This window comes from Variovorax sp. 10L426 (genome assembly GCF_056395305.1).
The window spans coordinates 97,614-123,006 of the sequence record NZ_JBFTJF010000010.1; the positions used below are offsets into that span (position 1 = coordinate 97,614).

Annotated in this window: 24 protein-coding genes; 14 read left to right on the plus strand and 10 right to left on the minus strand. The window is 65.5% G+C overall.

Features of this window, described 5'->3' with window-relative positions:
* The first annotated feature begins 14 nt into the window (after nt 1–14).
* From AC1DHL_RS16130 to AC1DHL_RS16175, 10 genes are all read left to right on the plus strand, one after another.
* Entirely contained in the window at nt 15–1,919 is a 1,905-nt protein-coding gene (locus tag AC1DHL_RS16130; protein WP_478162601.1) for an acyl-CoA synthetase, read from the plus strand.
* A 164-nt stretch (nt 1,920–2,083) separates the two neighbouring features.
* Nucleotides 2,084–2,905: a creatininase family protein gene (locus AC1DHL_RS16135; protein ID WP_478162602.1), complete on the plus strand. Its 822-nt coding sequence runs from the start codon at nt 2,084–2,086 to the stop codon at nt 2,903–2,905.
* Entirely contained in the window at nt 2,902–3,705 is an 804-nt protein-coding gene (locus AC1DHL_RS16140) for an ABC transporter ATP-binding protein (protein WP_478099842.1), read from the plus strand. The genes AC1DHL_RS16135 and AC1DHL_RS16140 overlap by 4 nt, the downstream gene beginning before the upstream one ends.
* Nucleotides 3,683–4,564 carry an ABC transporter permease gene (locus AC1DHL_RS16145; protein WP_478099840.1) on the plus strand — a complete coding sequence of 294 codons (882 nt, stop codon included), beginning with the start codon at nt 3,683–3,685 and terminating at the stop codon, nt 4,562–4,564. The genes AC1DHL_RS16140 and AC1DHL_RS16145 overlap by 23 nt, the downstream gene beginning before the upstream one ends.
* Nucleotides 4,561–5,955, plus strand: a complete 1,395-nt coding sequence (locus AC1DHL_RS16150) for an FAD-binding oxidoreductase (RefSeq protein ID WP_478162603.1) — start codon at nt 4,561–4,563, stop codon at nt 5,953–5,955. The genes AC1DHL_RS16145 and AC1DHL_RS16150 overlap by 4 nt, the downstream gene beginning before the upstream one ends.
* 38 nt (nt 5,956–5,993) lie before the next feature.
* Nucleotides 5,994–7,013 carry an ABC transporter substrate-binding protein gene (locus tag AC1DHL_RS16155; protein WP_478162604.1) on the plus strand — a complete coding sequence of 340 codons (1,020 nt, stop codon included), beginning with the start codon at nt 5,994–5,996 and terminating at the stop codon, nt 7,011–7,013.
* Nucleotides 7,014–7,028: 15 nt separating this feature from the next.
* Entirely contained in the window at nt 7,029–7,997 is a 969-nt protein-coding gene (locus AC1DHL_RS16160) for a PDR/VanB family oxidoreductase (protein ID WP_478162605.1), read from the plus strand.
* 37 nt (nt 7,998–8,034) lie between these two features.
* Complete coding sequence (locus AC1DHL_RS16165) at nt 8,035–8,697, plus strand: TetR family transcriptional regulator C-terminal domain-containing protein (protein ID WP_478162606.1); 663 nt, start codon at nt 8,035–8,037, stop codon at nt 8,695–8,697.
* Nucleotides 8,698–8,884: 187 nt separating this feature from the next.
* Nucleotides 8,885–9,532 (plus strand): hypothetical protein, encoded by a 648-nt coding sequence (locus tag AC1DHL_RS16170; protein WP_478162607.1) that lies wholly within the window; start codon nt 8,885–8,887, stop codon nt 9,530–9,532.
* The gene (locus tag AC1DHL_RS16175; protein ID WP_478162608.1) at nt 9,529–10,080 is read left to right on the plus strand and encodes a hypothetical protein; all 552 of its coding nucleotides are present in this window, start codon (nt 9,529–9,531) and stop codon (nt 10,078–10,080) included. Before AC1DHL_RS16170 ends, AC1DHL_RS16175 begins: the two co-directional genes overlap by 4 nt.
* A gap of 15 nt (nt 10,081–10,095) precedes the next feature.
* On the opposite strand, the gene AC1DHL_RS16180 is transcribed toward AC1DHL_RS16175, so the two are convergent.
* From AC1DHL_RS16180 to mdeB, 7 genes are all read right to left on the minus strand, one after another.
* Complete coding sequence (locus tag AC1DHL_RS16180) at nt 10,096–10,554, minus strand: RidA family protein (RefSeq protein ID WP_478099828.1); 459 nt, start codon at nt 10,552–10,554, stop codon at nt 10,096–10,098.
* On the minus strand, nt 10,551–11,741 hold the full coding sequence (locus tag AC1DHL_RS16185; RefSeq protein ID WP_478162609.1) for an amidohydrolase family protein: 1,191 nt from the start codon (nt 11,739–11,741) through the stop codon (nt 10,551–10,553). Before AC1DHL_RS16185 ends, AC1DHL_RS16180 begins: the two co-directional genes overlap by 4 nt.
* Nucleotides 11,738–12,553 carry a 2-oxo-tetronate isomerase gene (gene otnI, locus AC1DHL_RS16190; RefSeq protein ID WP_478162610.1) on the minus strand — a complete coding sequence of 272 codons (816 nt, stop codon included), beginning with the start codon at nt 12,551–12,553 and terminating at the stop codon, nt 11,738–11,740. The genes AC1DHL_RS16185 and otnI overlap by 4 nt, the downstream gene beginning before the upstream one ends.
* Nucleotides 12,554–12,585: 32 nt before the next feature.
* Nucleotides 12,586–13,260 (minus strand): class II aldolase/adducin family protein, encoded by a 675-nt coding sequence (locus AC1DHL_RS16195; protein ID WP_478162611.1) that lies wholly within the window; start codon nt 13,258–13,260, stop codon nt 12,586–12,588.
* Nucleotides 13,257–14,525 (minus strand): 3-oxo-tetronate kinase, encoded by a 1,269-nt coding sequence (gene otnK, locus AC1DHL_RS16200; RefSeq protein WP_478162612.1) that lies wholly within the window; start codon nt 14,523–14,525, stop codon nt 13,257–13,259. Before otnK ends, AC1DHL_RS16195 begins: the two co-directional genes overlap by 4 nt.
* The gene (gene ltnD, locus AC1DHL_RS16205) at nt 14,522–15,466 is read right to left on the minus strand and encodes an L-threonate dehydrogenase (RefSeq protein ID WP_478162692.1); all 945 of its coding nucleotides are present in this window, start codon (nt 15,464–15,466) and stop codon (nt 14,522–14,524) included. Before ltnD ends, otnK begins: the two co-directional genes overlap by 4 nt.
* A 75-nt stretch (nt 15,467–15,541) precedes the next feature.
* Nucleotides 15,542–18,199 carry an alpha-ketoglutarate dehydrogenase gene (gene mdeB, locus AC1DHL_RS16210; protein WP_478162613.1) on the minus strand — a complete coding sequence of 886 codons (2,658 nt, stop codon included), beginning with the start codon at nt 18,197–18,199 and terminating at the stop codon, nt 15,542–15,544.
* 106 nt (nt 18,200–18,305) lie between these two features.
* On the opposite strand from mdeB, the gene AC1DHL_RS16215 reads away from it, so the two are divergent.
* Entirely contained in the window at nt 18,306–18,767 is a 462-nt protein-coding gene (locus AC1DHL_RS16215) for an Lrp/AsnC family transcriptional regulator (protein ID WP_478099817.1), read from the plus strand.
* Here AC1DHL_RS16215 and AC1DHL_RS16220 read toward each other — a convergent pair.
* Nucleotides 18,727–19,698: a methyltransferase, TIGR04325 family gene (locus AC1DHL_RS16220; RefSeq protein WP_478162614.1), complete on the minus strand. Its 972-nt coding sequence runs from the start codon at nt 19,696–19,698 to the stop codon at nt 18,727–18,729. The genes AC1DHL_RS16215 and AC1DHL_RS16220 overlap by 41 nt on opposite strands.
* A gap of 187 nt (nt 19,699–19,885) precedes the next feature.
* On the opposite strand from AC1DHL_RS16220, the gene AC1DHL_RS16225 reads away from it, so the two are divergent.
* Nucleotides 19,886–22,288: a PhoX family protein gene (locus AC1DHL_RS16225; protein ID WP_478162615.1), complete on the plus strand. Its 2,403-nt coding sequence runs from the start codon at nt 19,886–19,888 to the stop codon at nt 22,286–22,288.
* A gap of 133 nt (nt 22,289–22,421) precedes the next feature.
* On the opposite strand, the gene mltA is transcribed toward AC1DHL_RS16225, so the two are convergent.
* Complete coding sequence (gene mltA / locus AC1DHL_RS16230; RefSeq protein ID WP_478162616.1) at nt 22,422–23,561, minus strand: murein transglycosylase A; 1,140 nt, start codon at nt 23,559–23,561, stop codon at nt 22,422–22,424.
* On the opposite strand from mltA, the gene AC1DHL_RS16235 reads away from it, so the two are divergent.
* Both AC1DHL_RS16235 and AC1DHL_RS16240 read left to right on the plus strand, forming a co-directional pair.
* Nucleotides 23,560–23,718 (plus strand): hypothetical protein, encoded by a 159-nt coding sequence (locus AC1DHL_RS16235; protein WP_478099809.1) that lies wholly within the window; start codon nt 23,560–23,562, stop codon nt 23,716–23,718. The two genes, mltA and AC1DHL_RS16235, sit on opposite strands and share 2 nt — an antisense overlap.
* Nucleotides 23,719–23,890: 172 nt before the next feature.
* Nucleotides 23,891–24,535, plus strand: a complete 645-nt coding sequence (locus tag AC1DHL_RS16240) for a YiaD family glycine zipper/OmpA-like lipoprotein (protein WP_478162617.1) — start codon at nt 23,891–23,893, stop codon at nt 24,533–24,535.
* A 228-nt stretch (nt 24,536–24,763) separates the two neighbouring features.
* On the opposite strand, the gene AC1DHL_RS16245 is transcribed toward AC1DHL_RS16240, so the two are convergent.
* Entirely contained in the window at nt 24,764–25,390 is a 627-nt protein-coding gene (locus AC1DHL_RS16245; protein WP_478162618.1) for a response regulator transcription factor, read from the minus strand.
* Nucleotides 25,391–25,393: the final 3 nt, after the last annotated feature.

Here is a 25,393-nt window from a genome sequence, read left to right on the forward strand (position 1 = left end):
TCGGAGGAGACATCATGGTCGGTCCATGCTTGCTCGATCGTCTGATCGGCGCCGAGCCGCCTTCGCTGCGCACGGCGGAGGAGGTGAAAGCCTTCGAATCCACACCCTACGCCGAGCGTGTCGCCGCCCAGAGCACCTACGAGGCACTGCGGATCGGCGCTTCGCACGCGCCTGACGAGTCGGCAGTCCACTTCCTGATGCGGGGCGACCCGGAGGAAACGCCATTCACGGTCACCCGCCGCCAGTTCATCGGCCGCGTCACGCAGGCCGCGAACCTGTTCACCGACCTGGGCGTCGGACCGGGCGATGTGGTGAGCCTGCTGCTGCCGCTGGTGCCGGAAAGCTTCTACGCGCTGTTCGGCGCCCAGGCGGCCGGCATTGCGAACCCGGTGAATGCCTTGCTTTCGTCGGCCCAGATCGCCGAGATCCTGCGGGCAGCGAAGACCAAGGTGCTGGTGGCGCTCGGCCCCGTCGAGGGCTCCGATATCTGGGACAAGGTGCAGGCCATCCGCGGCGAGTTGCCCGATCTCGAGGCCATCGTGGTCGTGCACGGGGATTCGGACGAATCCCGGGCAGTGCACAGCTTCAAGCAACGAATCGATGCCTATCCGTCCGACCGCCTGCTCAGTGGGCGCCGCATCGCCGCCGACGACATTGCGGGCTACTTCCACACCGGCGGCACGACGGGCTCGCCCAAGCTCGTTCGCCACACCCACGGCAACCAGGTCTACCAGGCCTGGGCGCTGAGCCTGATGCTTCCAGTGGGTGCTGGCCGGGCATTGCTCTTCGGACTGCCCTTGTTCCACGTCGGCGGCGCCCTCACGCAGGGGCTGGCCACGCTGTGCGCCGGCGGCACGCTGGTGGTGATATCGCCCGCCGGCTGGCGCGACCCCCAGGCGGTGCGCAATGTGTGGCGCCTGGTGGAGCGCTTTCGGCCGGTCTTGTTCGGCGGGGTTCCGACCGTGCTCGCAGCCGCTCTCAACGTGCCGATGGGTGGCGCCGACGTTTCCAGCATCGAGATCGTCTCGGGCGGCGGTTCCGCCATTCCGGTGGCCGTCGGCAAGGCGTACGGCGATTTGCTGCATCGACCGGTGCTGGAGGTCTACGGGATGACAGAAACCTCCAGCGTTCATTGCATGAGCTATGCCCATCGGCCGCTGCGCCTCGGGTCGGTGGGCCACGCATTGCCCTACAGCCGCGTGCGCGTCGTGAAGCTCGATGCCGAAGGCCGTTGGCAGGGTGACTGTGCGGCCAACGAGATCGGCGTGGTGGCGATGGCGGGACCCGGCGTGTTCAAGGGTTATCTCAGCGACACGCACAACCGTCAGGCCTTCGTCGAACCCGGCTGGGTCAATTCGGGCGATCTCGGCAGGCTGGACGAGGATGGCTATCTCTGGATCACGGGACGCGCCAAGGATCTGATCATCCGGGGCGGCCATAACATCGATCCGCTGGGAATCGAGGAAGTCTTCTTCCAGCACCCGGCGATTGCGCTGGCGGCAGTCGTCGGCCAACCCGATGCGCGTGCCGGGGAGATGCCCGTCGCGTACGTCCAATTGAAACCCGGCGCGGCGCGCGACGAGGCGGCCTTGCTCGAGTTCGTGCGGGAACGCACGCCCGAACGGGCTGCCGTGCCGGTGAACATCTTCTTCGTCGACCCGATGCCGCTGACGGCTGTGGGCAAGATCTTCAAGCCGGCGCTACGGTGGGATGCCGCGCGACGCGTGGTGACGCAGTTGCTGGCCGACCTTCCGCAGGCCGGGGACTTTCAGGTCGAGGCGGGCGCACACGCGGTGCATGGCAGCCTGGTCAAGATCGGCATCCGCGGCGTGCCCGAAGCAGAGCGGGACGCCCTTGCACGGCAGATCGACGAGCGGATCGGGCGGCTCGAAACCCGGCACGAGATCGTCTGGCGGTGAGCATGATTTGACCAGTTGATCACAACTGACTCGCGAACCTCCAACCGCCAAGACCGCGTTCACTCATAGTTTCATCTTCCCCAAGCATCTTTCGGGTAAACGCTAGGCCATCTTTTTTTACCAAGTGGATAATTTAAGCACCTTCACGATGAATGAGGTGCCTGATGACTTCCACCCGCCTGCGCAGCCGATTCTGGTCCGACCTGACCAGCGAAGAGTTTTCCCGCCTCGATCGGTCCCGACTGATCGCTGTGCTGCCCGTGGGCGCCACCGAGCAACATGGTCCGCACCTGCCGATGTCTACGGACACGGCCACCATCGACGGCATGGTGCGGGCGACCATCCCGCACCTGCCGGACGACCTGCCCGTGCTGTTCCTGCCCACGGTCGCCTACGGCAAGAGCAACGAGCATTCGCGTTATCCGGGCACGCTCACCGTGTCAGCCACCACACTGATCTCGCTGTGGAAGGACATCGGCGCCTGCGTGGCCAAGGCGGGCGTGCGCAAGCTGGTGCTCTACAACAGCCACGGCGGCCAGATGGCGGTGATGGACATCGTCGCCCGCGACTTGCGCGAGTCGCACGACATGATGGTCGTGGCGGCCAACTGGTACACGCTGGGCCTGCCTGAAGGGCTCTTCACCGCGCACGAAGGCAAGCACGGCGTGCATGCCGGCGATCTCGAAAGCTCGGTGATGCTGCACCTCACGCCCGACCACGTGCGCCCCGAGCGCTTCCGCAACTTCCGCTCCATGACGGAAGACCTCGCGAAGGAAAACAAGTTTCTGTCGATCACCCCCAGCGGCAAGCTCGGCTGGCAGATGCACGACATCAACCCTGCGGGCGCGGCCGGCGATGCGACGCGCGCCACGGCCGCGAAGGGTGAAGCCGTGCTCGACCACGTCGGACGGCGATTCGTCGAATTGCTGCAGGAGGTCGACCGCTTCCCGCTCGAACGCCTCGCCAACCAGCCGGAATGGGCATGAACTCTTCGCCCGTCTCTTCCGCGCCGCCGCTGGTCAGCCTGCGCAACGTCAGCAAGCGCTTCGCCAACGGCACGCTCGCGCTGCAGGGCATGACGCTCGACTGCGGCGAGCATGACTTCATCAGCTTCCTCGGCCCCTCGGGCTGCGGCAAGAGCACGGCCCTGCGCCTGATTGCCGGGCTCACGCGCATCAGCTCGGGCGAAGTCGCGTGGTCGCGCGCCAACAGCGGCGCATCGACCAGCGATCGCGAACTGGGCTTTGTCTTCCAGGAGCCGACGCTGATGCCCTGGGCGAAGGTGTTCGACAACGTGTGGCTCCCGCTCAAGCTGGCCGGCACCAGCCGCGACGCTGCGGCACCCGTCGTCAGGCAGGCGCTGGAGATGGTCGGTCTTTCGCGCTTTGCCGACGTCTACCCGCGCGAGTTGTCGGGCGGCATGAAGATGCGCGTGTCGATCGCGCGGGCGCTGGTCACGCGGCCGCGCCTGCTGCTGATGGACGAGCCCTTCGCCGCGCTCGACGAGATGACGCGCATCAAGCTCAACAACGACTTGCTCGCGATCTGGCGCGAGCACCGGTTTTCGATCATCTTCGTCACGCACAGCGTCTACGAATCGGTCTACCTGTCGAACCGCATCGTCGTGATGGCACCCCGGCCGGGCCGCGTGATCGACGAAATCCGCATTGACGAGCCCTATCCGCGCGGGGAGGCCTTCCGCACCTCGACCCGCTACAACGCGCACTGCACGGCGGTGTCGCAATCACTGCACGGAGCCCTTCATGGCGTCGACATCGATCACTGACAACCGGGCGCTGTCGGAACTGCAGGACGCGCCCTCGGCCGCCGAGCTCCAGTCACGCGACGACCGCCTGCGGCGCCGCGAAAACCTGCTTCGCATCGCGGTGCCTACCGCCGTCGTGGCCGGTCTGCTGTTGCTGTGGGAAGTGCTGGTGCGCGTCAACCACGTGCCGCACTACATCATCCCCGCGCCCTCGCTCATCTTCACAACGCTGATCGACAACTGGGACACGCTGTCGAGCGCGCTCTGGTTCACCGTCAAGCTCACGCTGCTCGCGCTGGTCTCGGCCATCGTCGGCGGAGTGCTGCTCGCGATTGCCTTCTCGCTCTTCAAGTGGGTGGAGATCGGGCTCTTTCCGATCGCGGTGATCCTGCAGGTGACGCCGATCATCGCGATCGCGCCGCTGATCCTGATCTATGTGTCGAGCACGACGGCTGCCCTGCTGCTGTGCGCTTGGATCGTGGCCTTCTTCCCGATCCTGTCGAACACCGTCATCGGCCTGAAGAGCGCCGACAGCAACCTGCGCGACCTTTTCCACCTCTACAGGGCCTCGCCCTGGCAGATGTTCCGCTACCTGCTGGTGCCGAGCGCGCTGCCGTATTTCATGGCGGGCCTGAAGATCGCCGGCGGGCTGAGCCTGATTGGCGCCGTTGTCGCCGAATTCACTGCCGGCACCGCAGGCCGTGAAACCGGACTGGCCTCGCGCATCCTCGAATCGAGCTTTCGCACCGAGATCCCGATGATGTTCGCGGCGCTGCTGCTGGTGTCGCTGTTGGGCATCGCGATCTTCCTCGTGTTCGCCGCCTTGTCACGCATGGTGCTCGGCCACTGGCACGAAAGCGAAATGCGGAGGGAGAGATGACTTCCGCACTGATGGAACGCCAGGCTCCCGCGCCGGCCATTGACTGGGATGCCGTGCGCGGCGACCTGCACGGCCTCAACGTGATCGTCTCGCCGGGGCAGCGCAAGCAGCTTTCCAAGGACTTCTACTGGTACAGCCCGATCCTCACGCAGCAACTGGCCGGCTGCGTGGCCGATCTGGTCGTCAAGGTGTCGACCGAAGACGACGTTCGCCAGGCCGCCGCCGTCGCAGCGAAGTGGAAGCTGCCGCTCACAGTGCGCGCGGGCGGCACCGGCAACTACGGCCAGTGCGTGCCGCTCGAAGGCGGCCTGGTGCTCGACGTCACGCAGATGTGCCGCGTGCTCGACATCGGCGAAGGCAGCGTGCGTGTGCAGGCCGGTGCGCGCATGCACGACATCGAAATGGCCGTCGCCGAGACCGGCCAGGCGCTGCGCATGTGGCCTTCAACCTGGCACGTCGCCTCGATCGGCGGCTTCATCGCCGGCGGCTTTGGCGGCATCGGCTCGATCCGCCACGGCATCCTGCGAGACCCGGGCAATCTGCTGCGTGCGCGCGTGATGACGGTGGAGCGCGAGCCGCGCATCATCGAACTGTACGGCGACGAGATCCAGCAGGTGCATCACGCCTACGGTACCAACGGCGTCATTACCGAGGTCGAAGTGGCGCTGAGCCCGGCCGTCGAGTGGGTGCACTGCATCGCGCTCTTCGATACCTACAGGCGCGTGATGGATTTCGGCGTCGCGGCGAGCACGCCCGCGCTCGAGCTGTTCCTTCTCTCGGCGGTCGACGCGCGCTTCTCGCCGTACTACGCGACGCTGGGTGCGCACTTTCCGCCGGACCGGCATGCGATGTTCGCCATGGTTGCGCCGTCGTCGATGGCGGCCTTCCGCGATCTCGTCGCCGCGCACGGCGGCACCGTCTCGCTCGAAGGCACGGAGGCCGAACTCCACGCGTCCGGCCTGCCCCCCGCCTACGAATGCGCCTACAACCACACGACGCTGCAGGCGCTCAAGGTCGACCGCACGTGGACCTATCTGCAAGTGGCCTACGCGCAGCCCTTCGACCCGGCGGTGGTGGATCGCCACATCGCGATCTTCGGCGACGACGTGTTGCAGCACCACGAGTTCGCGCGCGCCGGCGGCGAATACGGCACGTTCTCGATCCTGCTGGTGCGCTGGAAGGGCGAGGCGCACCAGTACGAAGTGATCCGAGAGATCGAATCGCAAGGCGGCTGCCAGGTCTTCAACCCGCACGTCGTGACCATCGAGGACGGCGGCATGAAGACGATCGACACGCAGCAGATCGAATTCAAGAAGCGCAGCGATCCGATGGGACTGATGAATCCCGGGAAGACGCGCGGCTGGCGCCCCGACATGGCCATCGATTCATGAGCTCACATTCCCACAGAGACAACCCCCAAGGAACCACGATGCGACCCCAAGTCCCCTTCATCGCCCGCACCCTCCTGGCCACACTGCTCGCCGGCACCGCCTTCGCCGCCATCGCGCAGGACAAGGTCGTGCTCGCCACCAACTGGCGCGCCCAGCCCGGCCACGGCGGCTTCTACCAGGCGCTGGCCGACGGCACCTACAAGAAGTTCGGACTCGACGTCGACATTCAGCAAGGCGGCCCGCAGGTCAACAACCGCCCGATGCTGCCGGCCGGCAAGATCGACTTCCTGATGACCGGCAACATGCTGATGGCCTTCGACAACATCAAGCAGGGGGTGCCAACCGTCGTCGTCGCCGCGTATTTCCAGAAAGACCCGCAGGCCATCATTGCGCACCCGGGCCAGGGCTTCGACAAGTTCGCCGATCTCGCCAAGGCCAAGACGGTGCTGCTCGCGAAGGACGGCCAGATCAGCTACTGGCAGTGGATGAAGAAGGCCTATGGCATGCGCGACGAGCAAGTGCGGCCCTACAACTACAGCCTCTCGCAGTTCCTGGCGGACAAGCAGGCGGTGCAACAGGCCTATGCGACGTCGGAGCCTCTCGCGGTCGAGAAGCAGGCCGGCTTCAAGCCCGTGGTTCTGTCGCTGGCCGATGCAGGCTGGTCGACCTACGGCATGGTGATCGAGACGCGCCAGGACCTGGTCAAGACCAAGCCCGACGTCGTGCGCCGCTTCGTGGAGGCCACCAACATCGGCTACTACAACTACCTCTACGGCGACCGCAAGGCGGCCGACGCGATGATCCAGAAGATCAACCCGGACATCAGCGACGAGTTCATCGAGAAGTCGATCCCGATCCTGCGCGCGCACATCGACGTGGGCGACGCGACAACGAAGGGCATCGGCGCGATCACCGACGAGCGCATGAAGGACTTCTACGACAAGGCGGTCTCGGCCGGCCTCTACAAGCCCACGGACTTCAACTACCGCGACGCCTACACCACGCAGTTCGTCGACAAGGGAACCGGCCTGGACGTGCGCAAGGCGCTCGCCAAGTAGCAAGGCGACAAGAAGATGGTCGAGCGCACTCTCACCGTGCGGGTCGCGCGGGTCGCGCGCCAGACGCCGGAGATTCTCTCCTTCGAGCTCGCGCATCCCGCGGGTCGTGCGCTGCCCGGCTACGAGGCCGGTGCGCACATCGACGTGCACATGCCCGGCGGCTTCACACGCCAGTATTCGCTGGCCCGGGACAGCGGCGCGGGCGAAGGCGCATCCTCGTACCTGATCTGCGTCAAGCGCGAGAACGAGAGCCGCGGCGGCTCGGCCTCCATGCATGCGCGGGTGCGCGAAGGCGATCTGCTGCCGATCAGCGCACCGCGAAACACCTTTCCGATCCGGGCCGGGGCCAGGCGCCACATCCTGCTGGCCGGCGGCATCGGCATGACGCCGCTGCTGGCGATGGCGCAGACGCTCGCGCGAACCGGGGCGGAATTCCAGTTGTGCCTGTTCGTGCGCGGCGAACAGCATCTGGCGTTGGCCGACGCGCTGCGCGATCCGCTCCTTGCACCGCATCTGCGTCTTCACTTCGACGACGGCGGCGACGCCTCGCGAAAGATCAACCTCCGGCAATTGCTGGCCGTGCGCAAGCCCGGCACGCATCTGTACGTGTGCGGTCCCGGCGGCTTCATGCGGGCCGTGCGCAACGCCGCCGCCCATTGGCCCGACGATGCCGTGCATGCCGAGTACTTCGCTGCGCCCACGGACGCAGCCGGCGGCACCGGAAAGCCTTTCATGCTGCGGCTTGCCCGGCGCGGCATCACCGTGCCCGTTGCCGGAGACCAGACCGCCGTCGACGCGCTGCACGAAGTCGGCATCGACATTCCGGTGTCGTGCGAACAGGGCCTGTGCGGCACCTGCGTGGTGGAGGGCACCGGCAAGGACGCCGAACACCGCGATTTCTGCCTCACTCGCAGCGAACGCGACCACAAGGTGGCGCTGTGTTGTTCGCGCGCCAAAGGCGAGGAATTGGTGCTCGACTTGTGAGCCTTCCCACGGGGGAGTCTGGCACCATGTACATCCGATGACGACTGCACAGAACAACGCTGTCGAAGAAGGCCCCGAAGCACCGGCGACGCGCGGCCGCGCGCGCAAGTACACGCAGGTGTTGGCCGTGATCTATCAGTCAGCGGTGGAAGTGTTCGCTGCGGATGGCCTCGCCGGCGCTTCGACACAAGCCATTGCCGACAAGGCAGGCCTGTCGAAGGCGCAGTTGCACTACTACATCGAGAGCAAGGAATCCCTGTACCGGCAGGTGCTGCAGGACATCATCAACGACTGGATCGGTGTCTTCGGCTTCAGCGACGAAGCCTTCGGACCGCGCAAGGTGCTGAGCGACCTGATCCAGCGCAAGATGGTGTTCTCGTTCGAGCATCCCCTGCGTTCCCGGATCTTCACCGCCGAGATGATGCGTGGCGCCCCGGTGCTCAAGTCGATGATGGGCACGAGCAAGCAGCGAACGGACCAGGCGGCGGCAGTCATCCAGAACTGGATCAATCAAGGATTGATGGACCCGGTCGATCCGATGCTGTTTCTCTTCCACCTGTGGGCGGTGACGCAGTTCTATGCGGACCACGCCACGCAGGTGGCGTTCTTTCGGAATATCACCGAGACTGACGAGAAGGATCGCCGGTACCTCATCGACGAGGTGACGGAGTTTCTCCTGAAGGGCGCCGGCGTTCGCTAGAACGCCGGAAGGCTCTCACGTCGAGACTGTTCTTACGACACCCCGAGACCAGTCTTCTAGACGCCGCGGTCTCGCATTCCTAAAGTCCTCACTCGAAGGCGCTGCCTCGGATTTGCTCGCGTCAAAAAGGGCGCGGACAACCTGGGCTTGAGGTCCTGGGCACGGTGACTCTAGGAAAGAAAAGTGGATGAAAGATAGGCGGGGAGATCGAACTGCGGTGAGGTCCAGGATCGACAAGATTGCGCTGATACCGGTGACACCTCCGCACGAATTTCGCATCGAAGATCGGACCTTGGCGGCACCATTTCTTCCGATTTCGGGGTCCGAGGTATTGGACCGCCACGGCAAGGGCGGCTGCTTCCATCAGAACCTGGAATCCGTACGCACGCTGCTGGGTTCGAGATTCACTTCCGCACTCCACGACGAGCTGACGAAAGCCGACTTGACAATCTCGAAGGTTGACGTCCCTTGCGGGTCGAGTGCCGGAAAGATTGACTACAAGACCTTGCCCACTCGCGATGCTGTGTTGCACGTGGTCTTCGCCGACGTTGGCATGTGTTCTTCTCACTGGTCGGACGAATACGAACCGCGCATCAATGTAGCGGCCTGCCTCATGGCACACCCTCACGCGCTTGACTGGCTGTTCCGCGACCATTTCTACTACGGCGCAGATGCCAGTGGCAACACGGCCTGGAGCATCCCCGCCGATCCGAAGTTCAAGTATGACAATTTTGGAGCCATGGTCGACAGAGCCGACGAGGTCGGTGAAGCCTGTGAAGTCGCCCTCGACTTGCTCGCGCAACGCATCGCAAATCAATTGCGTGCAAGTCTATGAAACTCGTCGCGCGCGTGCTGAATGTGTTCCGGCCACATTCGGAAGAAAAAAAAACGATCCGTACCATTGCGCGTGAGCAGCGTTCTCGCGCCCTCACCGACATCCGGGAATTTCTGCTTCTTCATACCTTGGAGTCCTTGCGCACGCGACTGGCGGAAGCAGGCGTGGCGATGGACGTGAAACTCCCACAGCATCCAGTACCCGTGCTTCTTGATCACGTGGGCCTGCACGAGGTCTTCTCGCAGATCGGGGATCTGGCCTGTCGCGTCATGCCCGCGGGTGGCACACTGAAGTTGCTGGCGCGCGTGGATGGCGCGCACGCGGTCGTCAATTTCATGGACAACGGATCGGCTAAGGAGCCCCAACTCGGACGATGCTTCACAGCTGCATTTTCCAGCGACCTGCCGCGGAGCCATCACGACCACTTGGATTCGATCGCACGCGTAGCGCTCTGCGAGCGGATCGTTAGCGATCACCGCGGGCGCATCTACGCAGCACCGTCACCGTTGGGCAGTCTCGGCATTACGCTTCGGCTGCCGCTCTGCTAGCGCCAACGACCGATTTCAGCGCGTCGGCAAGTACATCGTCGCTTCCACCTCGACCAACACTTCATCCCCCGGCAGGAATCGCGACACTTCCACCACCGTGCTGACCGGCGGCTCACCCGGGTAGAACAACCCCCGCACGCGGTTGTACGGCGCGTAGTTCGGCAGATGCGTGAAGTACTGCACCAGCTTGACCACGTCGTCCATCGTGCCGCCATGCTCTGCGGCGATCTGGCGAATGCGTTCGAGCACGAACCAGCTTTGCGCGACGATCGGCGCCTCGAAGATGTCGACCGACATCTGCCCCGTGGCGTAGCCCAGCGTGCGCAGTGCCGTGCGTGCCGCTTCGGGAATGTCTTCGTAGCTTGCGACCGCGCGGCGTGTCGTGGGGTCGACCGCGACCACGCCGCTCATGAAGACGAAGTCTCCCACCCGCTTGGCGGCGGCGTAGTTGGCCATCGGTTTGCCCATGCTCATTCGGTGCTCTCCAGAATGCGGCCCGCACGGATGACGGTGCGTTGCCGTCCACGCGGGTCCAGAAGTTCGTACTCGTCCGTCGCGGCCAACAAGACCAGGTCGGCGGGGCAGCCCGGCGCGATGCGACCATCCCACGCAAGCCGGAGCGCTTTCGCAGGGCTCACGGTGATGGCGTCGAGCCAGTCGGTCGCAGGCGAGAGGTGCGCCATTTGCACGCCGAGGCCGAAGGTCTCGATCAGGTCATAACCGCCATAAGGATAGAAGGCGTCCTGCACGTTGTCGGTGGCCAGGCTGGCGCGAATGCCATGGGCCGCAGCCTCGCGAACGCGCGTGATGCCGCGCTGCAGGGGCGTGCGGTCCCAGGCGCCTTGCAGGTAGAGATTCGTCGTCGGCAGGGACACGAGATGAATGCCCGCCTGCGCGCAAAGGGCCAGCGTGTCGCTGGCGGACACATCATCCTGCACCGACAGCGAACACGCGTGGCCGCACGTGACGCGCCCCTGCATGCCGCGCGCAATGGCGATCTGCGCGATGGTGCGCAAGCCGGTCGCGTCTTTGTCCAATCCCTCGTCGACATGGAAGTCGAGCGCGAGCCCAAGCTCCTGTGCAAGGTCGAACACGCGCCCCAGCTTGTGCACGATGCCATCGTTCCGATAGACGAAGGCACCCATCACGCCGCCCCCGCGCTTCACCGTTCGCGCGATGCGTTCGCCGGCCTCCAGGTCGGCGAACAGGTCAAGCGGCGTGAGCGAGACAAACTGGAGTTCGATGCGGTCGCGCCACGCGTCGCGCAGGCGCGCGAAGACCGCGAGGGACGTCGGCGCATCGGCCTCGCTCCAGTCCAGATGGGTGCGAAGACCGCGCGTGCCACTTCGCCAAGCCTCATCCAACGCACGCTGCATGCGTGCGTGAAGCCCCTCCGCCGTCCAGCTTGCACGGTGCGCGGCCATGCGTCCGATGGCCGCGAAGAGATTGCCCTCTGCCGCGCCGACTTCCCGGACGGTGTAGTTCTTGTCGATGTGGGCATGCGCGTCGACCAGTCCGCTGAGCAGCGTGCCGCGCGCGGGCTGTTGCGACGGCACAATGGACGCAACCCGTTCCCCCGCCAGCACGACATCGAACACTTCGGCAGCGCCCGCGTCGAAAGCCCGCAGTCGCGGAGGGATCCGTACGGCTTCGAGCTTCATGCGCGCGGCAGGGCGCGCAACCACGCGAGCCCGGCGGTCGTCCCGTTCGCCACGGCGCCGCGCTGTGGCCGGTATTCGCAGCCGACCCAGCCCTTCCAGCCGCATTGCGCTGAGACCTCATCGATCACGTCGAAAAGATAGCCGTGGTTCAGTTCCCCGATATCGGGTTCATGCCGCTCGGGCACACCGGCGATCTGGAAGTGCCCGACACGGCCGGTCGGCAGGTATTTGCGGATCTTCATCGCCACGTCACCCTCGACGATCTGGCAGTGATAGAGGTCCATCTGCACCTGCACGTTCAGCGCGCCGACGGCATCGATGATCTCGTGCGCGTGGTCCTGCCGGTTCAGGAAGAAGTGCGGGATGTCGCGCGTGTTGATGGGCTCGATCAGCAGATCCCGCCCGGCCTTCGCCGCCTCGACCGCGGCCCAGCGCAGGTTGTCGATGTAGAGGGGCTGCACCGTCTCGCGCTCCACGCCGTCCTGCACGAGGCCCGCCATCACGTGGATGCGCGGGCAGTTGAGCGCGACGGCATAGTCGATTGCCTTCAGGATGCCTTCCCGAAACTCGGCCTCGCGCCCGGGCAGGCAGGCCAGTCCGCGATCGCCGCCATCCCAGTCGCCGGGCGGTCCGTTGAACAGCACCTGCTCCAGGCCGTTGGCCGACAGGCGCGCCACGAGTTCGTGCTGCTTGTAGGCATAGGGGAAAAGGTATTCGACGGCGCGGAAGCCGTCCTTGGCGGCGGCTTCGAAGCGGTCGAGAAAGTCAAGCTCCGGATAGAGCATTGAAAGATTGGCGGCAAATCGAGGCATCAACGGCTCCAATGGTCCGGGGGTGAGCATACCTACCAGCGGGCGCCGAAATTCCGGCGCAGCTCGTTGATCTGGGTTTCATTCAGCGGCGGGGGCGCGGGCCGCGTCGACTGACGGCTAAGGAACCAGAGTCTTGCGGTTTCTTCCAGTTCCTCGAGCGTGGCCATCGCCGCGGCCGGTGAAGCGTGCCAGACGTTGGGGCCAAGACGCTCGAGCACCACGGCGCGTATCGGCGTGCCCTGCGTGCCGTATTGCTCGATGATCTGCGCCACCAGCGCCGCGGCGTCGGGCGCGCCGGGCCGGTGGTAGGGAATCACCGGCACATGGCCCACTTTCATGACGAAATAGGGCGTGAGTGCGGGCAGAAGCTCGGCGCCCGGCGCGTTCAGCGTGAGCGCCACGCAATGCGTGCTGTGCGTGTGGATCACGCAGCGCGTGTCAGGGTCGAAATGCCGGGCCGAACCATAGATGCGCGCATGCAGGGCCATGGTCTTGCTCGCCAGATCGCCATGCGTCTGGCGCAAGTTGGCATCCAGCCGCGCGAGGCGCGACGGATCGAGATGGCCCAGGCAGGCGTCAGTCGGTGTGATCAGGAATCCGTCGTCCAGCCGCACACTGATGTTGCCGGCTGTGGCGTGGACATAGCCTCGCTCGAAGAGGCTGCGGCCGATGCGGCAGATTTCCTCGCGGACCTGGGCTTCATTCATCCAAGGAATGTAAAGGCTTTGGTGAAGAAATCGTCGGTGCCGAAGTTGCCGGACTTGAGCGCAATATGCAGGCCTGCTCCGCCTGCCGCGTCGCTGTGCGCGTGGCACCACGGCACGCCGGGATCGATCTGCGCACCGATCTGCAATTGCGCAATGCCCAGTGCCTGCACACAGGCGCCGGAGGTCTCGCCGCCCGCAACCACGAGTTGCCGCACGCCGCGCTCCACCAGGCCCCGCGCGATGGCGGCGATGACACGTTCCACCATGGCGCCTGCCTCCTCGACGCCAAGCCGGCCTTGCACCGATTTCACGGCGCCGGGATCGGCAGTGGAATAGACCAACACCGGACCCTGTTCGAGCAGCGGGGCCGCCCATTCCAGTGCCTGCGCCGCAACGTCGGCACCGGCCGCGATCTGAAGCGGATCGATCGCCAACGCCGGACGCCCTGACGCGATGAAATCCGCGACCTGCCGGTTGGTCGCGAGCGAACAGCTGCCCGACACCACCGCCCGCATCCCACGCGCCGACGGCAGCGCGCCCGCCGTCGACGATGGCGCGATGCCGAAGTTGGCCGGCAGTCCGATCGCCACGCCCGAACCGGCGGTGACCAGCGGCATGTCGGAAAGGGCAGGGCCAAGGCGCATCAGGTCGTCGTTGGAAACTGCATCGACGATGGCGACGCCCACGCCTTCCGCGCGCAATTGCGCAATGCGCTCGCGAATCGACGCCGCGCCGCGAGCCACCGTGGCGTAGTCGATCAGCCCCACCTTGCGCCGTGTCTGCGCCTGCAGCACGCGCACGAGGTTGGCATCGGTCATCGGCGTCAGCGGATGGTTCTGCATTCCGCTCTCATTGAGCAGCACGTCGCCCGCGAACAGGTAGCCCTTGAACACGGTGCGCTTGTTGTCGGGAAAGGCGGGCGTCGCGATGGTGAAGTCGCAGCCCAACGCATCCATCAGCGCTTCGGTCACCGGCCCGATGTTGCCCTCCGCCGTACTGTCGAACGTGGAGCAGTACTTGGAGTAGATCTGCCGTGCGCCTTGCGCGCGAAGCCAGCGCAGCGCGTCCAGGGACTGCGCGACGGCGTCGGCCGGCGCGATGGTGCGGGACTTGAGTGCCACCACCACGGCATCGACATCGGCGGCCAACGGCGATGCCGGCACGCCGATGGTCTGAACCACGCGCATGCCCGCACGCACGAGGTTGTTCGCGAGATCGGTCGCGCCCGTGAAATCGTCGGCGATGCAGCCGAGCAGGATGCTCATGGTTTGGATGATGTCTTCGAATTCGCGGGGAGTTCGATCCCCGGGAAGATCTTGATCACGGCGCTGTCGTCTTCCTTCGCATGGCCGGCAGTGGAAGCCTGCATGAACATCTGGTGCGCGGTGGAGGCGAGCGGGAGCGGAAACTTGCTCGCGCGCGCCGTATCGAGTACCAGGCCCAGGTCCTTCACGAAGATGTCGACCGCCGACAGCGGCGTGTAGTCGCCGGCCAGCACGTGGGCCATGCGGTTCTCGAACATCCAGCTGTTGCCCGCGCTGTGCGTGATGACTTCGTAGAGCGCTTCGGGCGCCACGCCCTCACGCAGGCCGAGCGCCATGGCTTCAGCCGCCGCGGCGATGTGCACGCCGGCAAGCAGCTGATTGATGATCTTCACCTTGCTGCCCGCGCCGGCGCGATCACCCAGGCGATAGACCTTGCCGGCCATCGCGTCGAGCACCGCGTCGGCCTGCGCGTAGGCTTCGGGTCGCGCCGAACTCATCACGGTCATCTGTCCGCTCGCGGCCTTGGCCGCACCACCGGAGATCGGCGCGTCGACGTAGTGAATGCCCATCGCACCGAGCCGCGCCTCGAGCGCCATCGACCAGTTCGGGTCGACCGTCGAGCACATCACGAACACGCTGCCCGGTTTCATCGCTGCGGCGGCGCCGTGCTCGCCGAAGAGCACGGCTTCTGTCTGCAAGGCGTTGACCACGACCGAGATGACAACGTTGGATGCGGCAGCGACCTGTGCGGGCGTGCCCCAGGCCACTCCGCCCGCTTCCGCAAAGCGCAACGCCGCACCGGGCCGCATGTCGCACACATGCATTTCATAGCCCTTGGCCCGCAGCGTGGCCGCGATGCCCGCGCCCATGGCGCCGAGGCCGACGAGTCCTGCTTTCTTCATGGAAATTCCCGAGGCGTCGAACGATGGCCGGCGCTCCAGCGAGCGCGGCGCGAAGACGCGATCTTAGGAATCCACAGCTGCGCTTCACAACGGGACTAACCCCGCTTGGCTTTTTCAGCGCGATGCCAGCGAATACCGCGCGGCGCGCACGATGCTTTGCGCATCGACGCCGAAGAAGCGGCGCAACGCTGCGCGCGTGTCGCTGCGGCCGAAGCCATCGGTGCCGAGCGTGATGTAGCGCCGCCCTTCAGGGAGGAAGGCGCGGATGCTTTCGGGCACTGCACGGACGTAGTCGGTCGCGGCGATGACGGGGCCGCTCCCGCCGGCAAGCTGCTTCGCGATGAAAGCCGTGCCCGGGTCGGCTTCGCCCGACAGTGCGCGCTCTTCGCAGGCGCGGCCGTCGCGCGCAAGTTCACTCCAGCTCGTGATGCTGAAGACATCCACCGCGATGCCTTCGCCGGCCAGGAGTTCGGCAGCCTTGATGACTTCCGTGAGGATGGCGCCGGAGCCGAGCAGGGTGACCGCCTGCGCGCCCTTCCCGCCCTTTCCGCCCTTCCAGGCGCTGAAGCGATAGCAACCGCGCAGCACATCGCTCTCGACGCCCGCCGGAAGATCGGGCTGCGCGTAGTTCTCGTTCATCAGCGTGACGTAATAGAACGCGTCCTTCTGCTCGACCATCATCTCCCGGATGCCTGCGTCGACGATGACGGCCATCTCGCCGGCAAAGGCGGGGTCGTAGGCCTTGCAGTTCGGAATGGTCGCGGCGATCAGATGGCTCGATCCATCCTGGTGCTGCAATCCTTCGCCACCCAATGTGGTGCGCCCCGATGTGGCGCCCAGCAGGAAGCCGCGCGGACGCTGGTCGGCCGCTGCCCAGATCTGGTCGCCCACGCGCTGGAAGCCGAACATCGAGTAGTAGATGTAGAAGGGCAGCATCGCCAGCCCGTGCACGCTGTAGCTGGTCGCCGCGGCCGTCCAGCTCGCGATGGCGCCGGCCTCGCTGATGCCCTCTTCGAGAATCTGGCCATCGGTGGCCTCGCGGTAGGAAAGCACCGAGCCAATGTCTTCCGGCGCGTAGCGTTGGCCCACGCTCGAATAAATGCCCACCTGCTTGAAGAGATTCGCCATGCCGAAGGTGCGTGCCTCGTCGGCGACGATCGGCACCACGCGCGGACCGAGCGCCTTGTCCTTCATGAGGTTGCCCAGCATGCGCACGAAGGCCATGGTGGTGCTCATCTCCTTGCCGGACGCGGCGACGGCGAATTGCGCATAGGCCGCGATATCGGGCTTGGGCACGGCATCGCACGCGGTCTCCCGGCGCGGCATGCTGCCGCCGAGCGCGGCGCGACGGCCGAGCAGGTAGTGCATCTCGGGGCTGTCTTCAGCCGGCTTGTAGAAAGCAGCGGTGGTCGCCTGCTCGTCCGTGAGCGGCAGGTTGAAGCGGTTGCGAAACTCGATGAGGTCGGTGTCGTCCAGCTTCTTCTGCGAGTGCGTGGTCATCTTGCCCTGGCCGGCGGTGCCCATGCCGTAGCCTTTCTTGGTGTGGGCAAGGATCACGGTGGGCTGGCCGGAGTGCACCGCGGCGGCCGCATAGGCGGCGTGGATCTTCACGAGGTCATGGCCGCCGCGCTTCAGGCGATCGATCTGCTCGTCGGTCATGCCTTGCGCGAGACGCGCGAGTTCCTCGTCCTGGCCGAAGAAGGTGTCGCGGTTGTAGCGGCCATCCTTGGCGGCAAATGTCTGCATCTGGCCGTCGACGGTGTTGGCAAAGGCGCGCACCAGCGCGCCGTTGACGTCTCGCGCGAAGAGGCCGTCCCAATCGCTGCCCCAGACGAGCTTGATCACGTTCCAGCCGGCGCCGGCGAAGAGCTTTTCGAGCTCGTCGATGATGCGGCCGTTGCCGCGTACCGGCCCATCGAGCCGCTGCAGATTGCAGTTGACGACCCACACAAGGTTGTCGAGCTTCTCGCGCGCCGCGAGCGTCAGCGCGCTCATGGATTCGGGCTCGTCCATCTCGCCGTCGCCGAACACGCCCCACACCTTGCGGCCCTCGCAGTCAAGCAGATTGCGGTGCGTGAGGTAGCGCATGAACCGCGCGTGGTAGATCGAGCTGATGGGGCCGATGCCCATCGAGCCGGTCGGGAACTGCCAGAAGTCCGGCATCAGGTACGGGTGCGGGTAGCTGCTCAGGCCACGCGCGCCCTTGCCGTCGACGAAGGCCGGCGCCGTCAGTTCCTGGCGGTAGTGCATCAGGTCCTCTTCGCCGAGGCGGCCTTCGAGGTAAGCGCGGGCATACACGCCGGGCGCGCTGTGCGGCTGGAAGAACACGAGGTCGCCGCGATGCGATGGCGTGCGGGCGTGGAAGAAGTGGTTGAACCCCGTTTCGAACAGGTCCGCCGCGCTGGCGTAACTCGCGATATGGCCGCCGAGTTCGCCATAGGCCTGATTGGCGCGCACCACCATCGCGAGCGCATTCCAGCGCATCAGCGAAGCAAGCCGCTCTTCGATCGCGAGATCGCCAGGAAAGGCGGGCTGCGCCTCGACAGCGATGGTGTTGACATACGGCGTGGACAACTCCGGCTGCCATCCGATGCGCTGGGCACGGGCCATGCGCGCGAGTTCGTCGAGCATCCAGCGCGCCCGCTCGGGGCCATGCGTCTCCGCCAGCGCGACGAAGGCTTCGCGCCATTCGGCGGTTTCGACGGGGTCTGGGTCATGCAAGGACATGTCGAGCAGCGCGCGCAACTGGTCAGGAGAGATCGGGGCGTTCATGAGCCGCACTTTAGGCAGCGATTGTCGACATGAGATGCCGTTTCTACAACGTTGCTCGCAATCTCGCAGCATAAAATGCCGCGCTTCATTCCGATTGAAGCATTTCATGCAACTCGACGCGATCGACCTTCGCATCCTGGACGAGCTCCAGCGCGACGGCGCGCTTTCCAACGTGGAACTCGCGCGCCGCGTGCATCTTTCGCCGTCGCCCTGCCTCGCGCGCGTGAAGGCGCTCGAGATGGCCGGCGTCATTCGGCGCTACGTGGCGCTGGTCAACGCGAGCGCGCTCGGGCTCGGTCTCAACGTGTTCATCTCGATCAGCCTGAAGACGCAAAGCAAGCAATCGCTGGCCGACTTCGAGCAGCGCATCGCGGAGCACGACGAGGTCATGGAGTGCTACCTGATGACAGGCGACAGCGACTACCTGATCCGCGTCGCGGTGGCCGACATCGCGGCGCTGGAGAAATTCATCCTCGAACAGCTCACGCCGATCAGCGGCATCGAAAAGATTCGCTCCAGCTTTGCACTCAAGCAAGTGAGATACAAGACGGCGTTGCCGCTGCCCTAGACGCACGCGAGCGCCGAACTCTCGACCACGCGCGGTGCACGCGCCCAACGAGTGGAGCGGCGGGCAGGGCAGGCTCGATGCAGCCTCTTGACGGACTGTCGAGCGGCGCTTCGAGCGTCGAGTCTGGGCGAGAAAAATAAAACCCGGAAAAAGCTTGAATGAAGAGTTCCGGATGACCCGGAATCAGCAAGGACCGCTCGTGCACCTTCCATTCTTCGATCAGCATGTATCCAAGTGCCTCGATCTCACTGACGAAACTCTTGCGGCTGAAAACCTGTACGGGCGCGTAGCAGCCGTGGCCGATGTTCTGGGCCGTCACGAAGGCGCTTCCATCAAAGATTGGAAGCTTGTTGATGAGGATATGAGGGGGTCGCGCCCCTGACATTTGAAGCAAGCGATCGATTCGACCTTCGTCGATGTATTGAAGGGCGCCAGCGGAAAGCCAGATGCTGGCGTACCTTCCGGCCTCCTTGAGATCGACCGTGAAGCGAAGCGCGATGGCTTCGTGGAGGGCGGCAAACTCCCTGCCGACGGCCACCATCGCCGGCACCTCCACCACCTGCCAAATCAAGTCGTCCGGCATCTGGAGGTAGCGCCTGTACGCGTAGTAGTGCACGCCAAAGGAGCCGCCGATGTCCAGCACCGTCGAGGCGCCACCCCGGAAGGCCTGCTGCAGCCACCACATCATGGGGTAGTCGTAGGCAAACACGTGTCGGGTGTGCTCGTCGTAGCCTTGGGCCAAGGCCGGATGATCAAATTCCAGACTGTGCGGCAGCCAGGCACGCGCGGCGTCGAAACTTTCGAACACGCCAAAGTAGTCACAAAACCCTTCAGGCGTGAAGAACTGCTTGCGCTTCAATCGGACCCGTGCCGGGCGAATCGGGACATCCAGCAGCTGACGCAACTGCCTCGCCAAATTGAGCATCATCATCGCGTCCTGTCCCCCTACCGGAATCCACTAGCAAGCCGCGAAAGCCCTGTCACAAAAAGAACACCAAAGAATTAATCAATAGCGGATTTTCGGTCGACTGCAACCGGTATATCCGCACGGAATCGCAGGGAAACAGAAGTTTCATATTGCATCGATATGGTCAGGCTCCCGTCAGCAAAACCATACGATGAAACATCTCTCCGCACCCCCCGCGCCGGTCGATTCCATTGACCCCGACGACCTCGACAACAACCCGAGTTCGAATGCCAGCCTTCACGAGGTCATTGCCACGCGCATGCACCGCCGCCACTTGCTGCGCGGCGGCGTTGGCGCGCTGACTGCGGCCACCCTGGGCCCGCTGGCGTTGAGCGCCTGCGGCGGAGGCAGCAACGGCGCTGTCTTCCCGCCCGCGCCCGCGCCCTCGCCTTCCCCGGCACCGGCGCCGGCACCCGCACCAGCCCCCGCGGCCGAGCCCAAGCTCGGCTTCTCGGCAGTGGGCAAGGACCTCGCGGATCGCATCACCGTGCCCGCCGGCTACACCGCCACCGTGCTCTACGCGACCGGCGATTCGATCGACCCTGCCGTCTCCGACTACAAGAACGACGGCAGCGACGACACCTTCAACCGCCGCAGCGGTGACCAACACGATGGCATGCACTACTTCGGTCTCGGCGCCGACGGCAAGCCGTCCCTCACCGCCAACGACCGCGCACTGATGGCGATCAACCACGAGGCCATCAACGGCACCGTGGTCTTCATGCATCCGAGCGGGCAGACCAACGCCGGCTCGAGCGCCGGCCCGCGCCCGGAAGCGGAGGCGCTCAAGGAAGTGGAAGCGCACGGCGCCTCCGTGGTGGAGATCGCGCGGTCGAACGGCAAGTTCGCGGTGGTCAAGGGTTCGACCTTCAACCGCCGCATCACGCCGCGCACGCCGATGGCGTTCGGCGGCCCGGCGAGCGGTTCGGCCCTGCTGAAAACCACATACTCACCCGCCGGCACGGACACCCGCGGCATGATCGGCAACTGCGCATCCGGCTATACGCCGTGGGGCACCTACCTGACCTGCGAGGAGAACTTCGCCGGCTTCTTCCGGCGCAGTGCGACGGACGACACCAAGCGCAGCGCCAAGGAACTGGCCGCCTTCAAGCGCATCGGCCTTGCACAAGGCGCAGGCGGCGGCCAGCGCTGGGCCACCGTCGTGCCAGCCGACGGCACGAACACCGAGTACGCGCGCTGGGACGCGAGCAGCCTCGGCGCCTCCACCGACGGCACAGATGATTTCCGCAACACGGCCAACACCTTCGGCTGGGTGGTCGAGATCGACCCCTACGATCCGAGCTCGAAGCCGGTCAAGCACACGGCGCTCGGACGCTTCGCGCACGAAGGCGCATGGCCCAGCAACCCGGTCGTCGGCAAGCCGCTGGCCTTCTACATGGGCGACGACTCACGCAGCGAGTACGTCTACAAGTACGTGTCCAATGCCGTGTGGAGCGCGGCCGACGCAAACCCGGTCGACCGCCTCGCCACGGGCAGCAAGTACCTCGACGACGGCACACTCTATGCGGCGAAGTTCAATGCGGACGGCACGGGCACCTGGCTCAAGCTGGACCTGAGCAACACGGCCATTTCCGGCAACGCTGCGTACGCCTTCGCCGACCTCGCCGACGTGCTGGTCAACGCGCGCCTCGCCGCCGACGCTGCTGGCGCCACCAAGTGCGACCGCCCCGAATGGACCGCCGTGAACCCGAAGAACGGCGAGATCTACATCACCATGACCGAGAACCCGGACCGCGGCGCGGTCGGCACGACGAGCAGCAACAACGTGCCCAACCCCGACGTGGATCCGGCCTTCCCGCGCTACTGGCTCGACAACAAGGGCGTCTCCACACAGAACGCCACGGCCTCGACCTCGAAGGGCAACGTCAACGGCCAGGTCATGCGCATCCGCGAAACCGGCAGCGACGCATCGGCCACCACCTTCGACTGGGACATCTTCCTGTTCGGCAGCCAGGCGAAGGCCGATGCCGGCCTCGACGACGTCAACTACCAGAAGAACGTGAACCTGTCCGGGCTGTCGGAATTCAACGACCTGTCCAAGCCCGACGGCTGCTGGTTCTCGCGCGCGAGCGGCATCCTCTGGATCGAGACCGACGACAACGCCTACACCGACGTCACCAACTGCATGCTGCTGGCGGCGATCCCTGGCGAATACGGCGACGGCGGCAAGATCGATGTCGTCAACCAAGCCAATGGCAAGCCCGGGGCCGCGGGCACAGGCCCCGTGACCGTAGGCACCTATGCCGGCAAGAAGATGAACGACACCATCTTCAAGCGCTTCCTCACCGCACCACTCGGCGCCGAAGTCACCGGCCTGGCCGAATCACCCGACGGCAAGACGCTCTTCATCAACATCCAGCACCCGGGCGAGAACACAGCCGCCGCGAACATCGCGGACCCAGGCAAGTACGAAAGCCACTGGCCAGGCAACGGCGCAGGCGTTGCAGCCTACGGCCCCGGCGGCGCAACAGCACGCCCCCGTTCGGCGACAGTGATGATTACCAAGGACGACGGCGGCGTCATCGGCCTCTGAAGGCACACCCCCAGGTTGGCTCACTTCGTGTAGCCGCCCACCCCCTTGCAGGGGGCGCCGCCAGCGGCCCGGCAAAGCCGGTTCCGCGGCGGCTCCCGAAGGGGTGCGCTGCGCGCAGCCCTGGCGACCAGCCCTACTTCGGCCAGAGCGCCCACAGGCGAAGAGGTTGATTCATTTTTGCGGCGATACGGCCGGCCTCCGCGCCTGTGCCGGCGAAATAGTCGGCCCTCACCGCACCCACGATCGCACTGCCCGTGTCCTGCGCGACCACCAGCTTGGCCAGCGGTATCGCGGGGCCCGGCGAAGCGAGCCAGACCGGCGTTCCGTACGGAATGCTGTCGCGGTCGACCGCGATCGAACGGCCCGCCGTGAGGGGTACGCCCTGCGCGCCCACCGGGCCGGACGAGGCATCAACCTCGGACATGGGCTCCTCGCGAAAGAAGACGTAGCGCGGATTGCTCCACAACAGTTGCGACAGGCGCTGCGGGTTCTGCGTGACCCAGAGCTTGACGTCGTCTGGCCAAAGGCTGACCTTCGGCACACCCTGGCTGATCAGCCATTGCTGCACGCTCCGATAAGGCTGCTCGTTGGTGGCCGCGAAGGCGACACGGATCACGTGCTGCGAGCCGTCGGCCTCGGTCATGCGCAATCGCCCCGAACCCTGGATGTGCAACATGAGCACGTCGATCGGATCGGCGAGCCATGCGATCTCGCGGCCCCGCAGCGCCGCCTGCGCCTGTGGCAGCGTATCGATTTCCTGCCGCGTGTACCACGGTCGCTTCGGCACAAGGCCGGCCGGCGCCTGATAGAGCGGCACGGTGTTCGTCGCGGTCGGACGGCGCGTCGCCTCGAACACCGGTTCGTAGTAGCTGGTGAGCTTGCCGTCCGTGGGGCCGGTCGGCGATTCGACCCGATACGGCTGCAGTCGCTGCATCATCCATGCGCGCTGCTCGTCGGTCTCCGCAAGGGACAACTCCCGCACCTCGCGGCAAAGCGGCGCGAAGGCTGCGTTGGGGCGTGCGCAGTTCGAGATCATCGCGACCCAGCCTTCATGCAGCGCGTCGTCGTTGAACCCCGGCAGATCCGACCACGCGACGGGCACCCAGCGGCTCTTTGGATGCGCGAGCGAACCAGTGAGCGGGCCGAGATCGCGTGGCGGCGCGTTCACACTCGGCGCTGTGAGAGGGAGCTCGGGCTGCCTGGTGCCGGTGGAACAGCCGGCGAGCGTTGCTACGATCGCGAGCCCAACCAGCCACTGGAGTCCTTTTTTCATGGGTCTGATTTTGCTTGAAGCCCTGGGCGCGGGAGTCGTGTTCATCCTGATCATCTGGTGGACCATGTTCTCGGGCCGCAAGCGTGGCGAGTTGCACGACGACGATGCCGACGCCGAGGACACGCCCACGTCCGACAAGCCTTCGCAGCGCGATTGAGGCAGAGAGCCTGCGCGCTACGCTTTCAATAGCACGCTTGCCATATCCGGCAAGCCTTTCCAGGGAGCGGCATGGCCGCCAGGCGTTACATGCTGAAACCGCCGCCACGGCTCGAAACGTCGAGCGCTCTGGATAATCGGCGCGGTCAGTTTTCACCACCGAAAGGGCTTCAATGAAAAATCTCGTACTCGCAACCTGTGCCGCGGCATATGTACTTTCGGGCTGTGCCGACATGACCGCAACGCAGAAGGGCACCGGCATCGGCGCCGGTGTCGGTGCGGTCGCCGGCGCAGCGATCGGATCCGCCACCGGCCACAGCGCTGGCACTGGTGCGGCCATCGGCGCCCTGGCGGGTGCGGCGGGCGGCTACCTGTGGTCGCAGCGCATGGAAAACCAGAAGCGCCAGATGGAAGCCGCGACCAAGGGCACCGGTGTCGCCGTGACCCAGACGCCGAACAACGAGCTGAAGCTCGCGATCCCGAGCGACGTTTCCTTCGACGTCGGCCGCTCGGTGATCAAGCCCAACTTCTCTCCGATCCTCGACCAGTTTGCTTCCGGACTGCGCAACAACCCCAACGCCGAGGTCCGCATCATCGGCCACACCGACAGCACCGGCACCGACGCCATCAACGACCCGCTGTCGATCCAGCGTGCCGCGGCCACGCGCGACTACCTGATCGCACGCGGCGTGTCGCCGACCGCCTTCAAGATCGACGGCCGCGGCTCCCGCGAACCGATCGCCGACAACAGCACACCCGCGGGGCGCGCGCAGAACCGCCGCGTGGAAATCTACGTCGGCGAACGAGCGCAAGGCTAGCCTCACCCCAAACAGACACGGCATCGGAGCCCGGCCGGCAAAGCCAGGCCCCTTCGTGAAACACCGCGGAACCGGCTTCGCTGGGCCGCCGGTGTTGCCCCCGGCAGGGGGCTGAGGGCTGCGGCTCCAAGCCTGCCTGCGCAGGCTTGGACGGCCCGAAGAGCCGCTGCCTCAGGCAGCGACTCGAGGCGGCTCCACGAAGTGAGCCAACCTGGGGGCGAGCAACAATCAGACGCCGCGCAGGAGGTTGGCCAACTCTACGGCTGACTTGACTTCCATCTTTTCGAACACGCGCGCACGATGGACCTCCACCGTGCGCACGCTGATCGATAGCTGGTCCGCGATCAGCTTGTTGGGCAAGCCCTCGATCACGCAGCGCATCACGTCGCGCTCGCGATCGGTCAGTTCACCGATGCGCCGCTTCAACACCTGACGCGCACGCTCCGCCTCGATGGCGCGCAGCGAGGCGCCGAGCGCCTGCTCGATCCGGTCGACCAACGCATTGTCGGAAAAGGGCTTCTCGCAGAAGTCGAAGGCGCCGCGCTTGACCGCGTCGACAGCCGTCGGCACGTCGGCATGGCCGGTCAGGAAGATCACCGGCATCGCGTCCAGGAGACCGCGCTCCGCCAGTCGGTCGAACAACACGAGGCCGCTGGTGCCGGGCATGCGCACGTCGAGCAACAGGCAATGCGGACGATCGCTCAGCGGTTCGTCGGCCAGCCGCGCTTCGAAGGCTTCGGCGTTCGCGAAGCTCTCGCTCGAAAGACGTCGCGAACGCAGCAACCAGGCCAGCGCCTCGCGAACGCTCGCATCGTCGTCGACGATAAAAATCAGGGCATCGATCAGGGGTTGCATGGC